The sequence below is a fragment of the Pedobacter soli genome, from assembly GCF_900101435.1.
GTDB classification, from domain to species: domain Bacteria; phylum Bacteroidota; class Bacteroidia; order Sphingobacteriales; family Sphingobacteriaceae; genus Pedobacter; species Pedobacter soli.
In genome coordinates this window covers 177,417-195,805 of record NZ_FMZH01000001.1, presented here as the reverse complement: position 1 = coordinate 195,805, position 18,389 = coordinate 177,417, and the positions used below count along the sequence as shown (strand labels likewise).

Sequence of the window (18,389 nt, the reverse complement as noted above, 5' to 3'; positions counted from 1 at the left end):
ATTGTCTGTTAGGAGATGATTTTCAGGATAGCACAAGTATGCCTATATCGCATTCGAAGCAGGAATGGCCTGAATCAATGTCGGTATTCGCCAGAAAAGGAATAAAAAATAGCGGGCATTTGAAAAATGCTGTGCGATTACCCAAATGATATGGAGCAGGGTAGCAGCATAAAAAAAGACGCAACAAAAAAAGCCATACTTTCATAAGCGAGTATTAAATCGGTTAAAGAAAATAGGGGTGATTTTTTGTTCTTCAGAACTAATGTAGTAAAAATATTTTTAAAACTACAAGAAATGTAATTTTAAAAATACTTTGTGGTATGATGCGTTAGCTTTAAAGCTCTTGCGAGAGGTTAACCAGGAAACCTTTCAGTTTTTCTAGCGCATCAATAATTTTCTGATTTTCTTTCACATCAGATTTATTGTTTTTCAGATAATCTTTAGCGCCCTTTAAAGTGAAACCTTTCTCATCAACCAGGTTGAAGATAATCTTAAGGTTTTCTATATCTTCAGGAGTGAAAAGGCGGTTGCCTTTCTTGTTTTTTTTGGGTTGAAGGATATCGAATTCTTTTTCGTAAAAACGAATCTGCGAAGCGTTTACGTTAAACATTTCAGTCACTTCGCCCATGGTATAATACATTTTATTGATGTCTCTTTCTTTATACGGCATATTTTGAGCTTGATTATGAGTGTTTTATATCGATTAATTAAAGTGTTCAAATGTAGCTCGATTTTTCCTTAATAACGCAATAAAATTTTAATTTTGTTCCCTCCAATAATATTGAAATGACAGCAAAAGAGATTAGACAGGCATTCCTTAGTTTTTTTGAATCGAAACAACACCATGTTGTACCTTCCGCACCGATTGTGGTTAAAAACGACCCAACCTTAATGTTTACCAATGCGGGTATGAATCAGTTTAAAGATTTGTTTTTGGGAGAGGCCGCCATTAAATATTCTCGTGTTGCAGATACGCAACGTTGTTTGCGTGTTTCAGGTAAGCATAACGACCTGGAAGAAGTGGGAATTGATACCTACCACCACACCATGTTCGAAATGCTGGGCAACTGGAGCTTTGGTGATTATTTTAAAAAAGAAGCCATTGCCTGGAGCTGGGAATTACTGACTGAAGTTTATAAAATTCCGAAAGAGAAATTATACGTTACTTATTTTGAAGGTGATGAGAAAGAAGGTTTAGCTAAAGATCAGGAAGCTTTTGATCTTTGGAAACAATATGTAGATGAAAGCCATATTTTACCGGGAAATAAAAAAGATAATTTCTGGGAAATGGGCGATACCGGACCGTGTGGACCTTGCTCGGAAATTCATGTGGATTGCCGTACCGACGAAGAAAAAGCATTGGTAGATGGTGCTTCACTGGTAAATGCCGATCACCCGCAGGTAATCGAAATCTGGAACAACGTATTTATGCAGTTTAACCGTCTAAAAGATGGTTCTCTGCAAAGTTTACCAGCCAAACATGTAGATACCGGAATGGGATTTGAGCGTTTGGTACGTGTTTTACAGGATAAAACTTCTAACTACGATACCGACGTTTTTCAGCCGCTGATTCAGTTTATTGCTGATAAAGCGGGTATTAAATACGGAGCTGATGAAAAAACGGACATTGCTATGCGTGTAATGGCCGATCATATCCGTGCCATTTCATTTGTAATTGCCGATGGTCAGTTGCCATCTAACAACAAAGCAGGTTATGTAATTCGCAGGATTTTACGCCGTGCAGTACGTTATGCTTATACGTTCTTAAACTTCAAAGAGCCTTTCTTAAACCAACTGGTACCTTTATTGGCCGATCAGTTTAAAGGTGTTTTTGATGAACTGGTTTCACAGCAGGATTTTGTACAGAAAGTGGTTTTAGAAGAAGAGGTTTCTTTCCTGAGAACGCTTTCAACAGGTATTCAACGTTTCGAGAAGTATCAGGCTGTAAATAATAGCGTTGAGGGGAATTTTGCCTTCGAACTTTCTGATACTTTCGGTTTTCCGATCGATTTAACCGAGCTCATGGCAAGAGAAAAAGGCTGGACAGTTGATTTAGTGGCTTATGAACAGGCACTGAAGAAACAGAAAGATGATAGTCGTGCCGCAACTGCTATTGATACCAGCGACTGGGTTATTGTAAATGCCGACGATCAAAGTGAGTTTGTAGGTTATGATGATTTAGAAATAGAAACCGAGATTTTAAAATACCGCAAAGTAAAGGCAAAAGGAAAAGAGCAATATCAAATTGTACTGCGTCAGACACCTTTTTATGCCGAAAGTGGTGGTCAGGTAGGAGATACCGGCCGGTTGGAAGATCACAGTCGCCAGTTTTGGATTGACATTACCGATACCAAAAAAGAAAATGGTTTAACGGTTCATTTTGCCGATATATTACCTGATAATCTGGAAGGCAAATTCTGGGCAGTTGTGGATGAAGATAAACGTGTTTTAACCGAAGATAACCACTCGGCTACGCACTTGTTACATGCCGCTTTAAAACAGGTTTTAGGCCAGCATGTTAACCAAAAAGGATCTTTGGTGAATGCCGATTACCTGCGTTTCGATTTTTCTCATTTTGCCAAAGTAACCGACGAGGAACTGGCACAAATTGAGGTGATTGTGAACCAGAAAATCAGACAGAACATTAAACTGAAAGAGCAACGAAACGTACCTTATCAGGACGCGATAGAAAGTGGTGTAACTGCTTTATTTGGAGAAAAATATGGCGATTTTGTTCGGATGATTACTTTCGATGATCATTTTTCTAAAGAACTTTGTGGTGGTACACACGTAAAGGCTACAGGACAAATAGGTTCATTTAAAATTGTTTCAGAAAGCGCCGTTGCCGCTGGTGTTCGTCGTATTGAGGCCATTACTGCCGATAAAGCAGAGCAGTTTTTCCTAGATCAGCGAAAAGAACTTGGACAGTTAAAAACATTGCTAAACGGAAGCAAAGATTTACCAGCTGCTGTACAAGCTTTGCTTGATGAAAATGCTAAACTGAAAAAAGAGATCGAAAAATCGACCCTTGAACGTGTAAATACCTTAAAACACGAGATTGTGCACCATGTTCGTGGAATTCACGGCATTAATTTGATTGCCAAACATATTGATATTCAGAGTGCTGAGGCAGTTAAAAACCTGGCCTTCTCTTTAAAAGATATGGTTGATAATCTGTTCTTGGTTTTCACTACCGAAATTGACGGCAAACCCGGTATCACTGTAATGCTTTCCGATCATTTGGTTAAAAAAGGATTAAACGCATCGAATATTGTTCGCGAGCTTGGAAAAGAAATCCAGGGTGGCGGTGGCGGACAGCCATTTTACGCAACTGCCGGAGGTAAGAACCCTGCTGGTTTAAAAGCAGTACTGGAAAAAGCAGAGAGTTTTATTCCTTAGAGAATCGTCATTGCGAGGAACGAAGCAATCTTTTGATTGATATTCATAAAAAAAAGAGGCCCTAAAGCCTCTTTTTTTATTTTAATGTCTGCCATGTTTTTCGCGGTGTCCTCTCGAAAACAAGCTTGAATTTACACGTGGATCGTGGTGTCTGTTATCTACTCTGTAACTTCTATAATTATTTCTTGGCGAATTGTATCTGATTCTATCTCCACCTCCATAAGAACTGCGGTAATAATTGCCATGACTTGCATACCTTACTCTATGTACATTGTAACTGTTGTATGGGTTGTTTCCGTACACTACTATTTTTCGGCCGTGGTGCAGATCATAACCCCTGTATCTTGCCGGCAAATATCTCGATCTGGTCCATCTGTTTCCGTGTAAATACACAAATTGTCTTTGTGGAACGCAATAATAAGACTGTACTTCTGGGAGATAGTAGTAATTAACGTCCTGGTATCCAGCTGGTATCCAGGCTGGTTGCGCGCCAATATTCACATTAATACTTACCTGAGCGTTAGATTGATTAGATGTTAAAGCCACGATACCTAGAATCGCGGATAGGATGAATAACTTTTTCATAATAATCTATTAATTTGTGTGTGGTAAACGTAATTCAAACGCTGTGCCAAAATTTCTATTGTAACAGCTACGTGAAAAACTTTTTAACTATAATAATTGTTAATGTTTTCCTTTGCCATTTCCATGGCCTTTACCATTACCGTTATTTCCTTTACCGTAAATCTTTTTAGCCTGTCCGGGAGGCATTCCATGTGGATGGCCCTTAATTACATAATATTTGCTGTCGCGACTATCACGAATGATGATTTGGTTTTTATTGCCTTTATATTTGGCATATTTTATTTTATCGCTTCTAAAATTTAGATATGGTTTAGGCGAGTTAATTACTACTTTATATCCATTGTATAAATCATAATTGCCATATCTGGCTGGTAATGAATTGGCAAAAACCCAATCATTTCCGTTGAGGTAAACAAACTGTCTTTGCGGAACATAGTAATAGCTCTCTACATCAGGAAGATAGTAATAGTCTACATGATCGTAGCCTATAGGTCCCCATAACGGCTGCGATCCGATATTAACATTTACGTTTAACTGAGCCTTTGCAGGTATGCTGAAGAATGAAATCATCATCACTGCAGCAATTAAGAATAATCTTTTCATGGTTATTTAATTTGTGTGATAGTAGTTTATTTTCAAATGCTGTGCCAAAGTGTAAAGACAAAAAAAAGGAGCACCAATTAGTACTCCTTCTTCCTAACCTGATTTTAGACTAACGACGTCTGTTTCCACCGCCTTCGCCATATCTTTCTGGCCTGCCGTTATGGCTTCTTTCTACATGTTTAACCACTTTTACGCGTTGTGGCTGGTTTCTTTCCGGACGAACCACAGTTACTTGTTTTGTGCTATAATTGGGATGACCTTTTACTACATAATATTTAGCTTCGCGGCTGTCTCTTATTATGGCCTGGCGACCACCGTAGTTTTTGTAACGGCTATATCTGGTAACGTAGTAATTATTTTGGAGGTATGGCCTTGGTTTGTTTATCACTACTTTATAGGAACGGTATAAATCAAAGTTGCCATAGCGGGCGGGGAGACTGCTGGTCCATACCCACTGACTACCATTCAAATAAATATACTGTGCAGAAGGAACATAATAATACGCATTAATATCAGGGAAATAATAATAATCTACATGGTCATAACCGGTTGGACCCCAAACAGGTTGCGAACCAATATTTATATTTAAACTAACCTGTGCTTTTGCATGATCTGCGCCGAATAATGATATCATCAGAACCACGGCAATTAAAACTAATTTTTTCATAATCTTAAAGGTTTTTGTGTGTTAATACTGGGATAGACTTGTGTGATATAAAGTGGTTTAATAAGCAGATTAGGATTTAACATTTCTTTAACTAAACCGACTGTTCATTTTATTGAGTAATTTTACTGATTATATTGAGTAAATTGTATTTGTACTTATAATTATTTGATAATTAGTTTGTTATGTGGTTATTGAAATTATAGAAAGAGATGTTTACAGTTTTAAATGAATTGAATAATTGTTGGATTTGGAATTACTTATCGTATTGAGTAATTTTACTCATTATATTAAGTAAATTGTAAATTATGCACGAAAGGATTGAATTACAGAAAGTTGTGGAAGTGATGAAAGAACCAAAACGGTTTATTCAGGTACTTGTTGGTCCCAGGCAGATTGGTAAAACTACCTTAATTACTCAATTGGTCCAGAAAATAACATTCCCCCATATATTTGAATCGGCTGATGCCGTATTTGCATCTGATCGCACCTGGATTGAGCAGGTTTGGTTCAATACCCGCGAGCTGGTTAAAAACAATAATGAGCAAGGCTGTCTTTTAGTAATTGATGAGATTCAAAAAGTAGATAACTGGAGCGAGATCATTAAACGCCTTTGGGATGAAGATATGCGTAATGGGGTGAATATTAAGCTAATCTTATTGGGTTCATCACGATTATTGATCCAGCAGGGGCTTACAGAATCACTTGCCGGTCGTTTCGAATTAACTTATTTGGGACATTGGAGTTTTATAGAAATGGAAAGTGCCTTTGGTTTTACAGCTGAAGAGTATGTTTGGTTTGGAGGTTATCCTGGCGCAGCTGGTTTAATCAAAGATGAAGAGCGCTGGAAAAGCTATGTTTCAAATGCTTTGATTGAAACCAGTATTTCTAAAGATATTTTAATGCTTACGCGTGTTGATAAGCCCGCACTGATGAAGCGCTTGTTTGAGCTCGGTTGCCTGTATTCCAGTCAGGTCTTATCATTTACTAAGATACTGGGACAGCTTTCTGATGCCGGCAATACTACCACATTATCTCATTATCTGCAACTGTTAGATACCGCGGGCTTGTTAGGGGGGATTGAAAAGTTCGCAGCAGATGTAATTCGAAAGCGTTCATCCAGTCCTAAATTTCAGGTGCATAACAATGCATTGGTGAGTGCACAAAGCAATGAGCTTTTTGAAACCATAAAAAAACAACCGGCAGAATGGGGGAGAATGGTTGAGTCATCAATAGGGGCACATCTGTTAAATTGTTCTTTTGTAGAAGGCTACAAGGTATTTTATTGGCGACACAGAAATGATGAGGTAGATTTTGTTTTAGAAAAACGCGGTAAAATAATTGGCATTGAGGTTAAAAGTACGGGCTTTGTTAGTGGTACATCGGGTATGGATGCTTTTAATAAAATGTACAAGCCCGATAAAATGCTTTTGGTTGGCGGTGGCGGATTGCCCTGGCAGGAATTTTTAAAAATTTCTCCATCAAGCCTTTTTTAACGAAAGACTAAATAATAACTATATTTGCTTATAATTTTAACACATAAAGCTTTAATGCCTTTACAAAATAGCAATTTCGAACTCGTTTCAGGACTGGAAATCCACGTTCAGTTAAATACCAATACTAAAATATTTTCTGCTGATAGTGCCGCTTTTGGTGCTTCGCCTAATCAAAATATATCAACGGTTTCGCTGGCTTTGCCAGGCGCTTTGCCTAAGTTAAACAAAGAAGTTGTAGCTAAAGCAGTTCGCATTGGCCTTGCGCTAAATTGTACCATTAACCAGATCAATCATTTCGACCGGAAAAATTATTTCTATGCCGATTTGCCAAAAGGATATCAGATCACACAGGATAATCAACCCATTTGTGTAAACGGTTTTCTGGAAGTTGAACTTTCAGATGGTTCTACCAAAAAAATTGGTATTAACCGTATCCATTTAGAAGAAGATGCAGGTAAAAGTATTCACGATCAGGACGACCAATATTCGTTGGTTGATTTAAACCGCGCAGGTGTGCCTTTAATTGAGATTGTTACTGAGCCCGATATCCGCAGTGCAGAAGAAGCGTCGGCCTTATTAAGCGAAATCAGGAAACTGGTAAGGCATTTAAATGTGAGCGACGGTAATATGGAAGAAGGCAGTTTACGTTGCGATGCCAATATTTCAATCCGCCCGGCAGGTACAACTGAATTTGGCACCCGTTGCGAAGTGAAAAATCTGAACTCCATGCGTAATGTACGCAGGGCTATGGATTTCGAATTTGGTCGTCAGGTTGAAGTAATTAGCAATGGCGGTAAAATTATTCAAAGCACACTTAATTTTGATGCTGAGCATGGTACTACTTCGCCCATGCGTACCAAAGAAGAAGCCAACGATTACCGTTATTTCTCTGACCCGGACTTGCAACCCATCCACATTTCGGATAGCTGGTTAGCTGAAATTAAATCGGCGATGCCTGCTTTGCCAAATGAGATTTCGAAAAAAATGATTGCTGAATTTGGCATTAGTAAAGCCGACGCTGCCTTATTTGCCGAAGATTTGGCATTACTTACTTATTTTAATGCTGCCTTACCGCTTGTAAATACCCAAAAAAGCTTAATTAACTGGCTTATTGGTCCGGTGAGAGCTATTTTAAATGAAAAAGGTATTGCTATTGATGCATATAACGTTAAGCCGACGCAACTTGCAGCTGCAATTAACCTGGTTGACGATAAAAAAATAACCCAGCAAATTGCCATACAGCAATTGTTGCCTGCTATTGAAACCAAAGCAGATGCCAATGTAGCGGAGCTGGCACAGGCGCTAAACCTTTTAATTACCGATAATGGTGATGAGTTAGGGACTTTTATTGATGAAGTGTTAAATAAATACCCACAACAGGTAGAGGCATATAAAAAAGGCAAAAAAGGCGTTTTAGGCTTGTTTGTTGGCGATGTAATGAAACTGGCCAAAGGAAAAGCAGATGCTAAAAAATTAAATGAACTTATACTTGAAAAACTGAAATAATGAGAATAAAACAATTGAGCCTGATCGTGCTGATTGCAATTGCTTTCACTGCATGTAAACCAAAAGATAGCTTTACCATCGACGGAACTTTCCAAAACCCGGGAGCAGAAAAAAAGGTGTTTCTGTATGGCATGCAAAACAGCAACATGATTGCAATCGATTCGACCAATTTGTCAGAAAAGGGCGAATTTAAGTTTATCCGTAAAACCCCATCAGTTGATTTTTTCAGGGTATCGGTTGGTAACCATGAATTTATGTTGATTGCTAAAAATGGCGATGCAATTAAATTGGAAGCTGATTTGGCTGATAAAACCATGGCATATAAAATTTCCGGTGCCAATGAGGTAGATAAATTATCTGAGCTGAATGGTATCAGAAATACGTTTGCCAAACAAGTAGAGAAATTACAAGCCGATTTTGAAGCTAAAGTAGCTACGCAGCCTCAAAACAGGGCGGCGATACTGGAATCGATGAAACCGCAATACGAATCTTACATCAACCAGTTAAATACGCAGATCTTAAAATTTGCCAAAGACAACAAAGGAACCCTGGCGAGCTTTTATGCCATGAATACTTTAAGTCCGCAGGAATTTGAAGCAGAACTGGTAAAGTTTGCCGACGAGGTTAAAGAAGATATTAAAGGTAATGCCACTGTTGATGCTTTTGTTAAGCAAATGGCACTTTTAAAAGCGGTACAAGTTGGCGAAACAGCTCCTGGATTCACCATCAATACCGCAGAGGGCAAGCCTGTTAGTTTAGCAGATTATAAAGGAAAATATGTACTGGTAGATTTCTGGGCATCATGGTGTCAGCCTTGCCGTCAGGAGAACCCTAACGTAGTAAAAGTTTACAATCAGTATAAAACCAAAAACTTCGATATCCTGGGTATTTCACTCGATACGGATAAAGCAGCCTGGTTAGGTGCTGTTAAAGCCGACGGTTTAAGCTGGACACATGTTTCGGAATTGAAAGATTTTAATGGCGAAACGGTTAAAAAATATCAGGTTCAGGCCATTCCAACATCATATTTAATTGACCCTGCCGGTAAAATTGTAGCTAAAAACCTTCGTGGAGAGGCCTTAGAGAGCTTTTTAGCCAAAACGTTACGTTAAAACAAATTTCATGTTAAACTAATTTAAGTAATTAACAATTTCTTAACTTAGGCTTAACTAAATATTGCATCATAGACAGTACTTTCGTAACAAATATTTAACTATGAACAACGCAGGTCAGAAAATATTAATTGTTGATGATGAACCAGATATTCTGGAGCTTATTGAGTACAACCTAAAGAAAGAGGGGTATCAGGTTTTTACGGCAACCAATGGCCAGGAGGGAATTACCGTTGCAAAGAAGGTTCATCCTGATTTGATTATACTGGATATTATGATGCCTAAAATGGATGGTATTGAGGCTTGCCGTTTAATGCGTGCAATTCCTGAATTCAAAAATACATTTATGGTTTTCTTAACAGCCAGAAGCGAAGAATATTCAGAAATCGCTGGTTTTAATGTGGGGGCTGATGATTATATCGCTAAACCCATTAAACCAAGGGCTTTGGTAAGCCGGATCAATGCCATTTTAAGAAGAAATGCCGGTACAGAAGAAGTATCAGAAAATAAACTCGAAATTGGTGATTTGGTAATCGATCGTGAAGCTTACCTTGTTTTCCAGGGTGGTAATAAAGTGGTGCTGGCTAAAAAGGAATTCGAATTGTTATACCTTTTAGCTTCCAAACCCGGTAAGGTTTATACCCGCGAGTCGATCCTTAAAAATATCTGGGAAGATTCAGTAGTCGTAACCAACCGTACCATTGATGTACATATTCGTAAACTGCGCGAGAAATTAGGCGAAAATTATGTTTCTACCGTAAAAGGGGTAGGTTATAAATTTGAGTTAGCTTAAATTAATTTAGCCACAGATGTACACAGATTAACACAGATTTTTTCTGATGCTTAATCTGTGTTTTTTTATGCATCAAGATGTCAAAAGCTGAACGCTATCTGTGTTCATCCTTTTTATCTGTGGTTAAAGATTAATAAGATAGATGGGCGAATCCTGTGTTTCAGTGGTTAAATGTATAGGTTTATACAACGATAGCGCTATTATCATTGAGACCCTGAAATAAATTCAGGGTGACGACCGCCTTAAAAAAAATAAAATCGTATTTTTGCGCTTCATTAATCACACCACAGTTTGAAGTTTCCTAATTTTAAAGATCTTATCCTTTTCGAAGACAACGATTTTATTGTCATCAACAAACCTCCCTTTTTAGCATCGCTTGATGAAAGAGGTGCGGCTGGCGAAACCAATGTTTTACGCCTGGCCAAGCAGTATAGTTTTGATGCACAGGTATGTCACCGTTTGGATAAGGAAACCTCCGGAGCTTTAATTATCGCCAAAAATCCTGCAGGTTATCGTCATGCTTCTATGCAGTTCGAAAGAAGGAAGGTGAACAAAACTTACCATGCTGTGGTAGATGGCCATGTGATTTTTGACCAGCTCCTGGTTGATTTACCCATCTTAAACGATGGCAATAAAAATGTAACCATCGACAGGAATGAGGGCAAAAGAGCGGAGACTATTTTCGATTCGTTAAAATACTACAAACATTATACATTGGTAGAATGCAAGCCCATTACTGGCCGTATGCACCAGATCCGTATCCATTTAGCTACCCAAAGGGCCGCCATTGTTGGCGATGAAATGTATAAAGGGAAACCCGTTTTTCTTTCTTCGATTAAAAGAGGTTACAGACTAACAAAAGGTGAAGAAGAGCAGCCGATTATGAAGCGTTTTGCCTTACACGCCAGACACCTGGTATTTAAAGGACTCGATGATAAAGACATTGTGATTGATGCTCCATATCCGAAAGATTTTGCTACTTTAATTAAGCTCCTGGATAAATTCGACGCTTAACTGCTAATTTTTCCACTGGAATATAAAACAGAATAAAATGTATATCCGCTTTGTAAATTACCTTGATAAGATTAACCAGTACCGGAAATCAAAAATATCAAACCGTAATTTCTTAGTTATACTGGCGGTTATAGTTGGCGTACTGGCCGGACTTGCTGCTGCTGCTTTAAAGAGTTTAACCCACCACATTGAGGAGTTTCTACAGTCAGACTGGCATTGGAAATATAAATACTACCTGTATTTTATTTTTCCGATGATCGGGATTTTTTTAACGGTTTTATACATCAAGTATTTTATCAGGAGATCAAAATTCGAAACCGGCTTAACACCTTTGCTGTACGCCATTTCAAAGAAATCGAGCAGGGTAGAAGCACACAATATTTATTCGCAGGTAATTACTGCAGCTGTTACCGTTGGTTTTGGTGGTTCAACAGGTTTGGAAGCGCCTATTGTTACCAGCGGTTCGGCTATCGGTTCAAATCTGGGGCGTTTTTTAGGCCTATCTTACCGCGAAATTACCATGCTGGTGGCCTGCGGGGCTGCTGCAGGTATTGCGGGGGCTTTTAACAGCCCGGTAGCGGGAATTGTTTTCGCTATCGAAATTTTACTTCCTGAGTTTACCATTCCCGCTTTTATTCCGTTGCTTTTATCGGCAGCAACCGCAGCTGTAGTAGCCCGGGCATTTTATACGCAACAGTTATTCTTTTTGGTAACTGAAGGATGGAGGATGGATGCATTGATTTATTACGTGCTTTTAGCTGGATTAATTGGTCTTTTTTCAATTTATTTTACCAAAGCGAATTACGCTGTTAAAGGGCTTTTTTATAAAATAAAACATCCTTATACCAAAGTTATTGTTGGCGGTTTAATGCTGGGGGCTTTGGTATTTCTTTTTCCCACGTTATACGGTGAGGGTTATATTACCATAAAAGGCTTGCTAAAGGGCGATTATCTGACGGTGATTAACAACAGTATTTTCGAAGATTATAACAATATTCCTGCCGTTGTAATACTTTTTACGGTGGTTACCATTTTCATGAAATCGTTGGCTACGCTGATAACTTTAGGAGCTGGCGGTAATGGGGGTACATTTGCGCCCAGTTTAATTATGGGCGGTTTAATCGGATTTATTTTTGCCTATGTGGTAAATTTATCGGGACTGGCACATTTAAGTGTATCTAATTTTATTGTGGCGGGTATGGCTGCAGCTTTGGGTTCCATTATGCACGCACCTTTAACCGGTATTTTCCTGATTGCCGAGATTACCGGAGGCTATATTTTAATGGTTCCGTTAATGATTACTACAGCCATTTCTTACGCCATTAACCGCAGTTCGCAAAAACATTCTATTTATACTAAAGCATTAGCCGATAAAGGCGAACTTTTATCTCATGAGGATAAGGATACTACAGTTTTAAACCAGATGAAACTGAGATATCTGATTGAAAAGAGTTATCCGCAGATACAAATGAATGATTTGCTTTCGCTGAAAATGGGCGAAATTGTGCAATCGCATAAAAATATCTGCGCTGTTACCGATGAAACGGGTGATTTTAAAGGCATCATTTACATTGAAAAACTGTTTAATGAAATGATGAGCAATCCGGATAAAGAAAATTTACAGGCTGCAGATTTGGTACAATCCGCACCCAACACCATTACTGAGGGCGACGATCTTAAAATGGTATTGGAGAAAATGGAGCAGGAAAATGTTTGGATTTTACCGGTACTTACAGCAGAAAACCGTTATCTGGGTTTCGTTTCTAAAACTGCAATCTTTAATAAATACAGAGCGCTGCTGATGCGGCAAAATGATTATATGGGCTAGAGGTTGTTTTAATGTTGGAAGGTTGAAATGTTGCAAAGTTTAATGCTAGCTTAAGAACTTTCAAACATTCAACCAAAAAGATAGGATATTGCCTGGATCAACCTTCAAACATTCCAACCTTAAACCTTTCAACAAAAAAAATTGGAATGTTGTCCGGCTAACCTTCAAACATTCCAACTTTAAAACTTTTTAACCTGCTCAGCGTTATTCAGCTCTTTTTAAGCCAAACTTTTCAATTTTGCTATACAGGTGACTCCGTTGAATATCAATTTCATCAGCTGTTTTAGATACGTTCCAGTTATTTTTTTCGAGTTTGAATTTAATAAACTCACGCTCAGCATGGTCTTTATAATCCTGAAAGTTATTAAACGAATCGAAGGTAGAGGCAAGGCTCGATCCACCGGCACTTGCAATCTGCGCGCTGGTTGCAGCACCAATGTTTGTTCCACCGCCCGGGTTAGCAAATGCACGTACATCATTTTCGGTAATTACTTTATCGCTCAAAATAATTAAACGTTCAATCATGTTGTGCAACTCACGCACGTTACCTGTCCATGGTAAGGCTTGTAATGCCGACATTCCGCCTTCATTTATCTTTTTAACAGGCATACCATAATCGCCACAAATGCGCTCTAAAAAGTTTTGCGCAATTACCGGAATATCATCGGTACGTTCAGTTAAATGCGGTACGTGGATATTAATTACATTTAAGCGGTGGTACAAGTCCATACGGAAATTACCATTCTCAATTTCTTTTAATAAATCCTTATTGGTAGCCGCTAAAACACGCACGTTTACATCAATTTCCTTTTCGCCACCTACGCGGGTAATTTTATGTTCCTGTAAAGCGCGCAAAACTTTTGCCTGTGCCGAAAGGCTCATATCGCCAATCTCATCCAAAAATAAGGTACCGCCGTTGGCCAGTTCAAATTTACCAATGCGCTGTTTTACAGCAGAGGTAAATGATCCCTTTTCGTGTCCAAACAGTTCACTTTCAATTAATTCTGAAGGAATTGCAGCACAGTTTACTTCGATTAAAGGACTTTCAGAACGGTTCGATTTTTCGTGTAACCAACGGGCTACCAGCTCTTTACCGCTGCCATTTGCACCTGTAATTAATACGCGGGCTTCGGTAGGGGCAACGCGCTCGATGGTTTCTTTAATTTTCGAAATACTTTCCGATTCGCCCAGGATTTCGCGGGTTTTACTTACTTTACGTTTTAAAACCTTGGTTTCGGTTACCAAAGTTCCACGGTCTAAACCATTGCGTACGGTAATCAGTAAACGGTTTAAATCAGGTGGTTTGGAAATAAAATCGAATGCACCTTTTTTACTGGCTTCGATAGCGGTTTCAACAGTACCGTGACCAGATATCATAATAAAAGGTAAATCGGGCTTAAGGAGCTGTGCCTGTTCAAGCACTTCCATTCCGTCCATTTTATTCATCTTGATATCGCAAAGTACGAGATCATAATTACCTTTTTTGATCATCTCGAGGCCATCAATACCGTTATCGATATCTTCAACTTCGTAATTTTCGTATTCCAGAATTTCGCGTAAGGTACTCCTTATCGCTCGTTCATCGTCAATTATTAATAGTTTAGCCATTAGCGCTTTATTCTTTTATTTGAAATGCGAATATATTATTTTTTAATTAATGTATAGTTTTTTGTACAATTAATACGCTATAAACCCAAAATGTGCCGAAAGGTTTTAGTCTTAATGGGAATAATCAAGTTTAAATTTACGGAGGTCTGGACGGTGGGCTTTCTTGCGGTTTAATTCAGCTTCGTAAATGCTTTGGCCCAGGTTTTTCATAAAAGGGAAACAAACCGTATCGTATTCATATTTATTGTCGTTAAATATGCCATCTTCATTACTATGTACCACTGCCGTTAAAAAGTATTCAATTCCATTTTTAAAATCTACGAAATAAGAATTGTCGATGATGTAACCATAACTGTCGCCATATTTATTAAAGATGCGGATGTTTGGATCGGGAGTGACTTTCTCTCTGCCATAATACAGCATTTTAGCATAGGTGGGCCAAAATTCTTTTGGGTCATATTTCGGGAAATCACTTTCAGTAGGATACTTACTCATATAAGTATAAATGAGTTTATAATCTGCAGCAGTTAACTTAAACCTTTCTTTTACGGGAAAAGCTTCAGGAAAAATTAATTTCTGCATCAGTTTCTGCTGATCGTTAATGGCAAAGGTATTTTTACCTGCCAGGCTAAAAGGTTTGTTTACCAGCTTGTCGGCGCTGTCGAGGTAGCCTTTGCCCATAGTGAGGTTGCTTAAAGTTAATTCGTAATCTTTCGGATCGTATTGAGCCGGTTGATTGTAAACCAATTGATCGCCATTATAAAATTTAATGGGATTGCTATGCCTGGTCGATTCGCCTGCATCGCCAATGGCCAGACGGTTTAAAATACGGCTGTCATTAAAACCATTGGCTTTTAGTTGCTGATTAATTTCTGCCCGGCCAATAAACTCGAATAACCTGTTAAAAGCGTCATTATCGCTGGTGAGCAAAATCTTTTTAATATAATGTGCAACTGAGGGCAAACCATTTCTAGCGCTGGTATCAGTTAAAACTTTGCTTTGTCCTTTAAAAGCACTATCCGTTATCATCGTACTGGATGCCGTTAAGCCTGTGTTTTTTAAGCGGTTTACTTTTTCGAGCGCAAAAATTACTGCAGCCAGTTTCACTGTGCTGGCCGGATAGAAATAATGGTGCGGATCTAAATTATAGCTGAATGCTTTAAAGCTGGGTTTGTTTTGGGCATCGCGGTTAACCTGCGTATATAATATTTGTATCTGGTTTTTATCTGGGTGATGGAGTACCGAAGAAAAAAGACCGGGTTTAGATTCCATCAGTTTTTTAAGAAATACAGTATCGGTTTTTTGCGCCATAACAGATAAGCTGATTAACGAGCATGCAAGAGTTAAAAATTTTCTCATTATGTAAAAATGTGATTCCTAATTTAGCTTTTTCTGCTAAAACCACCATTTTCCATCACGCATTTTACAAGTTTGGCTAATTTTCTTACCTTTGCCAGGCTTTTGGTTTCCGGATTTACACCCGGAATTAAAAGGGAATACAGTGTAAATCTGTAACTGTCCCGCAGCTGTAAGCTCCTTAACGGATTTCCAATCATTTTGCCACTGTGCCGACTTGTCGGGATGGGAAGGCCGGAAAGCCGGGAGTAAGTCAGAAGACCTGCCTTAGCATTATATTTCATAGCTTTCGTGGATTGAAGCTAGGGGTGAGGTACTTACGTTTTTCGTATTTTCATTTCTTTTCTATCTGTTGGCTGTGGGTTAAACTCACAATCAAATGATCAAAATTAAAGGTGTTTTACCAAACACCAGGTCTTTCTTTTTGCTGGCCCCGTTATTGGGTATGGGCATACTTTTGCCTGGAATTTCTGCAGCACAGGTGGATACGGCAAAGGCCAATCAACTGCAGGAAGTTAAAATTACCGAGTATAAAAATTCGAGGGTAAATCTTTCGCCAACTCCTGTACAAATACTTATCGGATCGGAGTTAAAACGCTTAAACAGCTTATCAGTTGCCGATGCGGTACGCTATTTTGCCGGCGTACAGTTAAAAGATTACGGCGGTGTTGGAGGCTTAAAAACCATTAACGTCAGGAGCATGGGTAGTAATCACACTGCTGTGTTTTACGATGGTGTTCAGTTAGGCAACGCACAAAATGGCCAGGTAGATTTGGGTAAATTATCCTTAGATAATCTGGAAGAAATTGCCGTTTATGTTGGCCAAAAGCCAGAGTTACTGCTGCCAGCCAAGGGTTTTGCCGCAGCAAGTGCACTTTACCTCAAAACCGCACAGCCGGTTTTTAGTTCTGGCAAAAAGTATGGATTGGGAGCCAGTTTTAAAACCGGCTCTTTTGGGCTAATTAATCCCAACATCAGTTTTAAACAAAAAATCAGCAATAAAATCGCTTTTGTTTTAGATGCAGGCTATTTAGAATCGAACGGTAAATATAAATTCAGGTATAAGGAGCTGGCTTACGATACCACCATTATCCGGAATAACAGTGATGTTAAATCGGCAAGAGTAGAAGCTACATTTTTTGGCTCACTGGCCGATAGCAGTAAGTGGAGCCTTAAATTGTACAACTATAATTCAGCCCGCGGACTCCCCGGGGCGATAGTTTCGAACAGGTTTACCTTTACACAGCGCCAGTGGGACGATAATAGTTTTGTTCAGGCTTCGTACCAGAATAAAAAAAGCGCCCGCTATAATTTTTTGTTGAATACGAAGTATGCCTATAGTTTTATGCGTTACCTCGATCCTGAATTTAAGCAGCAAAACAGCTTTTTAGATAACCGCTATACCGAAACGGAGTGGTATATCTCTGCAGCCCACCTGTATAAAATAGCTAAAATCTGGGAGCTTTCTCTTGCTACCGATTACAGCTTGCAAAAGCTCGATGCCAATTTATACAATTTTGCTTACCCAAGCCGCAACACAGGCTTAGTGGTGCTGGCTAGTGCATTAAACCTAAACAGGCTAAGCCTACAGGGCAACATTTTAGCAACCCTGATTACGGAACAGGTTAAAAACGGCGAACAATCTGCCAACAGGCAAGAATATACCCCCAGTTTGATGGCTTCGTGGCAACCTTTTCAAACTAAAGATTTCCGCGTACGCAGTTTTTTCAAATCTATTTTTCGCATGCCTACTTTCAACGATTTGTATTATACGTTTATTGGCAATACCAGGCTGAAACCCGAATATACGAGCCAGTACGATTTAGGTTTTACTTACGGTCATACCTCAAACGGAAAACGCCTCGCTTATCTATCTGTTCAGGCCGATGCCTACTATAATCTGGTAAAAGATAAGATTGTAGCCATTCCCGGCAATAATTTAGGCCGGTGGACGATGGTTAACCTGGATCGGGTGCAGATTAAAGGTTTCGAAACCAATATACAGACGGTTTGGGATTTAGCTGCACAGCTGAAATTGAAAGCAAGTGCCAATTATACCTTCGAAAAAGCAATAGATATCAGCGCTACTGCTTTCAGGTATGGCGATCAGATCCCCTATATTCCTGTACACAGCGGATCGGCGAGATTCGGTATCGATTACAAAAACCTGATGTTTAATTATAGTTATATCTACACTGGCGAAAGGTACAGCCAAAAAGCCAATATCGCCGCCAATTACGTTAAACCCTGGTATACGCACGATTTAACACTGGGTGCAAATTTCGTTTACCAACAAACCCGTTTCTTTTTCAACGCCGAAATCAATAATGTTTTTAACCAGTATTACGATGTGGTGCTCAACTATCCAATGCCGGGCCGCAACTACCGTTTTACTTTATCCGCTAATTTTTAAACCAATTTAATA

Annotated in this window: 14 protein-coding genes and 1 riboswitch; of the genes, 8 read left to right on the top strand and 6 right to left on the bottom strand. The window is 38.9% G+C overall.

Translation table 11 applies throughout. From position 1 onward, the window contains the following. Window positions 1–334: 334 nt before the first annotated feature. A complete protein-coding gene (locus BLR37_RS00705; protein WP_039480387.1) occupies window positions 335–670 on the bottom strand; it encodes a MerR family transcriptional regulator in 336 nt (111 codons plus the stop codon). Window positions 671–786: 116 nt separating this feature from the next. On the opposite strand from BLR37_RS00705, the gene alaS reads away from it, so the two are divergent. After that, window positions 787–3,399 carry an alanine--tRNA ligase gene (alaS, locus tag BLR37_RS00700; RefSeq protein ID WP_090763238.1) on the top strand — a complete coding sequence of 871 codons (2,613 nt, stop codon included), beginning with the start codon at window positions 787–789 and terminating at the stop codon, window positions 3,397–3,399. 81 nt (window positions 3,400–3,480) lie between these two features. Here the strand turns inward: alaS and BLR37_RS25055 are convergent, their stop codons facing one another. The 3 genes from BLR37_RS25055 to BLR37_RS00690 form a co-directional block, all read right to left on the bottom strand. Next, on the bottom strand, window positions 3,481–3,984 hold the full coding sequence (locus BLR37_RS25055) for a hypothetical protein (RefSeq protein WP_143009502.1): 504 nt from the start codon (window positions 3,982–3,984) through the stop codon (window positions 3,481–3,483). 99 nt (window positions 3,985–4,083) lie between these two features. Beyond that, window positions 4,084–4,587, bottom strand: a complete 504-nt coding sequence (locus BLR37_RS00695; RefSeq protein ID WP_090763235.1) for a hypothetical protein — start codon at window positions 4,585–4,587, stop codon at window positions 4,084–4,086. 109 nt (window positions 4,588–4,696) lie between these two features. Then, window positions 4,697–5,254, bottom strand: coding sequence for a hypothetical protein (locus BLR37_RS00690; protein ID WP_090763233.1), 558 nt, complete (start codon window positions 5,252–5,254; stop codon window positions 4,697–4,699). 305 nt (window positions 5,255–5,559) lie between these two features. Between BLR37_RS00690 and BLR37_RS00685 the strand changes: the two genes are divergently transcribed. The 6 genes from BLR37_RS00685 to BLR37_RS00660 all read left to right on the top strand — a co-directional run bounded on the left by BLR37_RS00685 (window position 5,560) and on the right by BLR37_RS00660 (window position 13,000). Continuing rightward, window positions 5,560–6,747, top strand: coding sequence for an ATP-binding protein (locus BLR37_RS00685; RefSeq protein WP_090763230.1), 1,188 nt, complete (start codon window positions 5,560–5,562; stop codon window positions 6,745–6,747). Window positions 6,748–6,801: 54 nt separating this feature from the next. Further along, entirely contained in the window at window positions 6,802–8,253 is a 1,452-nt protein-coding gene (gene gatB / locus BLR37_RS00680) for an Asp-tRNA(Asn)/Glu-tRNA(Gln) amidotransferase subunit GatB (RefSeq protein WP_090763227.1), read from the top strand. Further along, window positions 8,253–9,365 (top strand): TlpA disulfide reductase family protein, encoded by a 1,113-nt coding sequence (locus BLR37_RS00675; RefSeq protein ID WP_090763223.1) that lies wholly within the window; start codon window positions 8,253–8,255, stop codon window positions 9,363–9,365. The genes gatB and BLR37_RS00675 overlap by 1 nt, the downstream gene beginning before the upstream one ends. A 103-nt stretch (window positions 9,366–9,468) precedes the next feature. After that, window positions 9,469–10,158, top strand: coding sequence for a response regulator transcription factor (locus tag BLR37_RS00670; RefSeq protein WP_039480406.1), 690 nt, complete (start codon window positions 9,469–9,471; stop codon window positions 10,156–10,158). Between the two features lie 291 nt (window positions 10,159–10,449). Then, on the top strand, window positions 10,450–11,172 hold the full coding sequence (locus tag BLR37_RS00665) for an RluA family pseudouridine synthase (protein ID WP_039480409.1): 723 nt from the start codon (window positions 10,450–10,452) through the stop codon (window positions 11,170–11,172). A 37-nt stretch (window positions 11,173–11,209) separates the two neighbouring features. Further along, the gene (locus tag BLR37_RS00660; protein WP_090763220.1) at window positions 11,210–13,000 is read left to right on the top strand and encodes a chloride channel protein; all 1,791 of its coding nucleotides are present in this window, start codon (window positions 11,210–11,212) and stop codon (window positions 12,998–13,000) included. 204 nt (window positions 13,001–13,204) lie between these two features. Here BLR37_RS00660 and BLR37_RS00655 read toward each other — a convergent pair whose 3' ends face one another. Together BLR37_RS00655 and BLR37_RS00650 are read right to left on the bottom strand one after the other, a co-directional pair. Beyond that, window positions 13,205–14,608 (bottom strand): sigma-54-dependent transcriptional regulator, encoded by a 1,404-nt coding sequence (locus BLR37_RS00655; protein ID WP_090763217.1) that lies wholly within the window; start codon window positions 14,606–14,608, stop codon window positions 13,205–13,207. A 111-nt stretch (window positions 14,609–14,719) separates the two neighbouring features. After that, a complete protein-coding gene (locus BLR37_RS00650) occupies window positions 14,720–15,919 on the bottom strand; it encodes a serine hydrolase (protein ID WP_244154561.1) in 1,200 nt (399 codons plus the stop codon). Window positions 15,920–16,053: 134 nt separating this feature from the next. After that, window positions 16,054–16,248, top strand: a riboswitch (cobalamin riboswitch). 95 nt (window positions 16,249–16,343) lie between these two features. Between BLR37_RS00650 and BLR37_RS00645 the strand changes: the two genes are divergently transcribed. Continuing rightward, window positions 16,344–18,377, top strand: a complete 2,034-nt coding sequence (locus BLR37_RS00645) for a TonB-dependent receptor plug domain-containing protein (RefSeq protein ID WP_090763211.1) — start codon at window positions 16,344–16,346, stop codon at window positions 18,375–18,377. The last annotated feature ends 12 nt before the right edge of the window (window positions 18,378–18,389 follow it).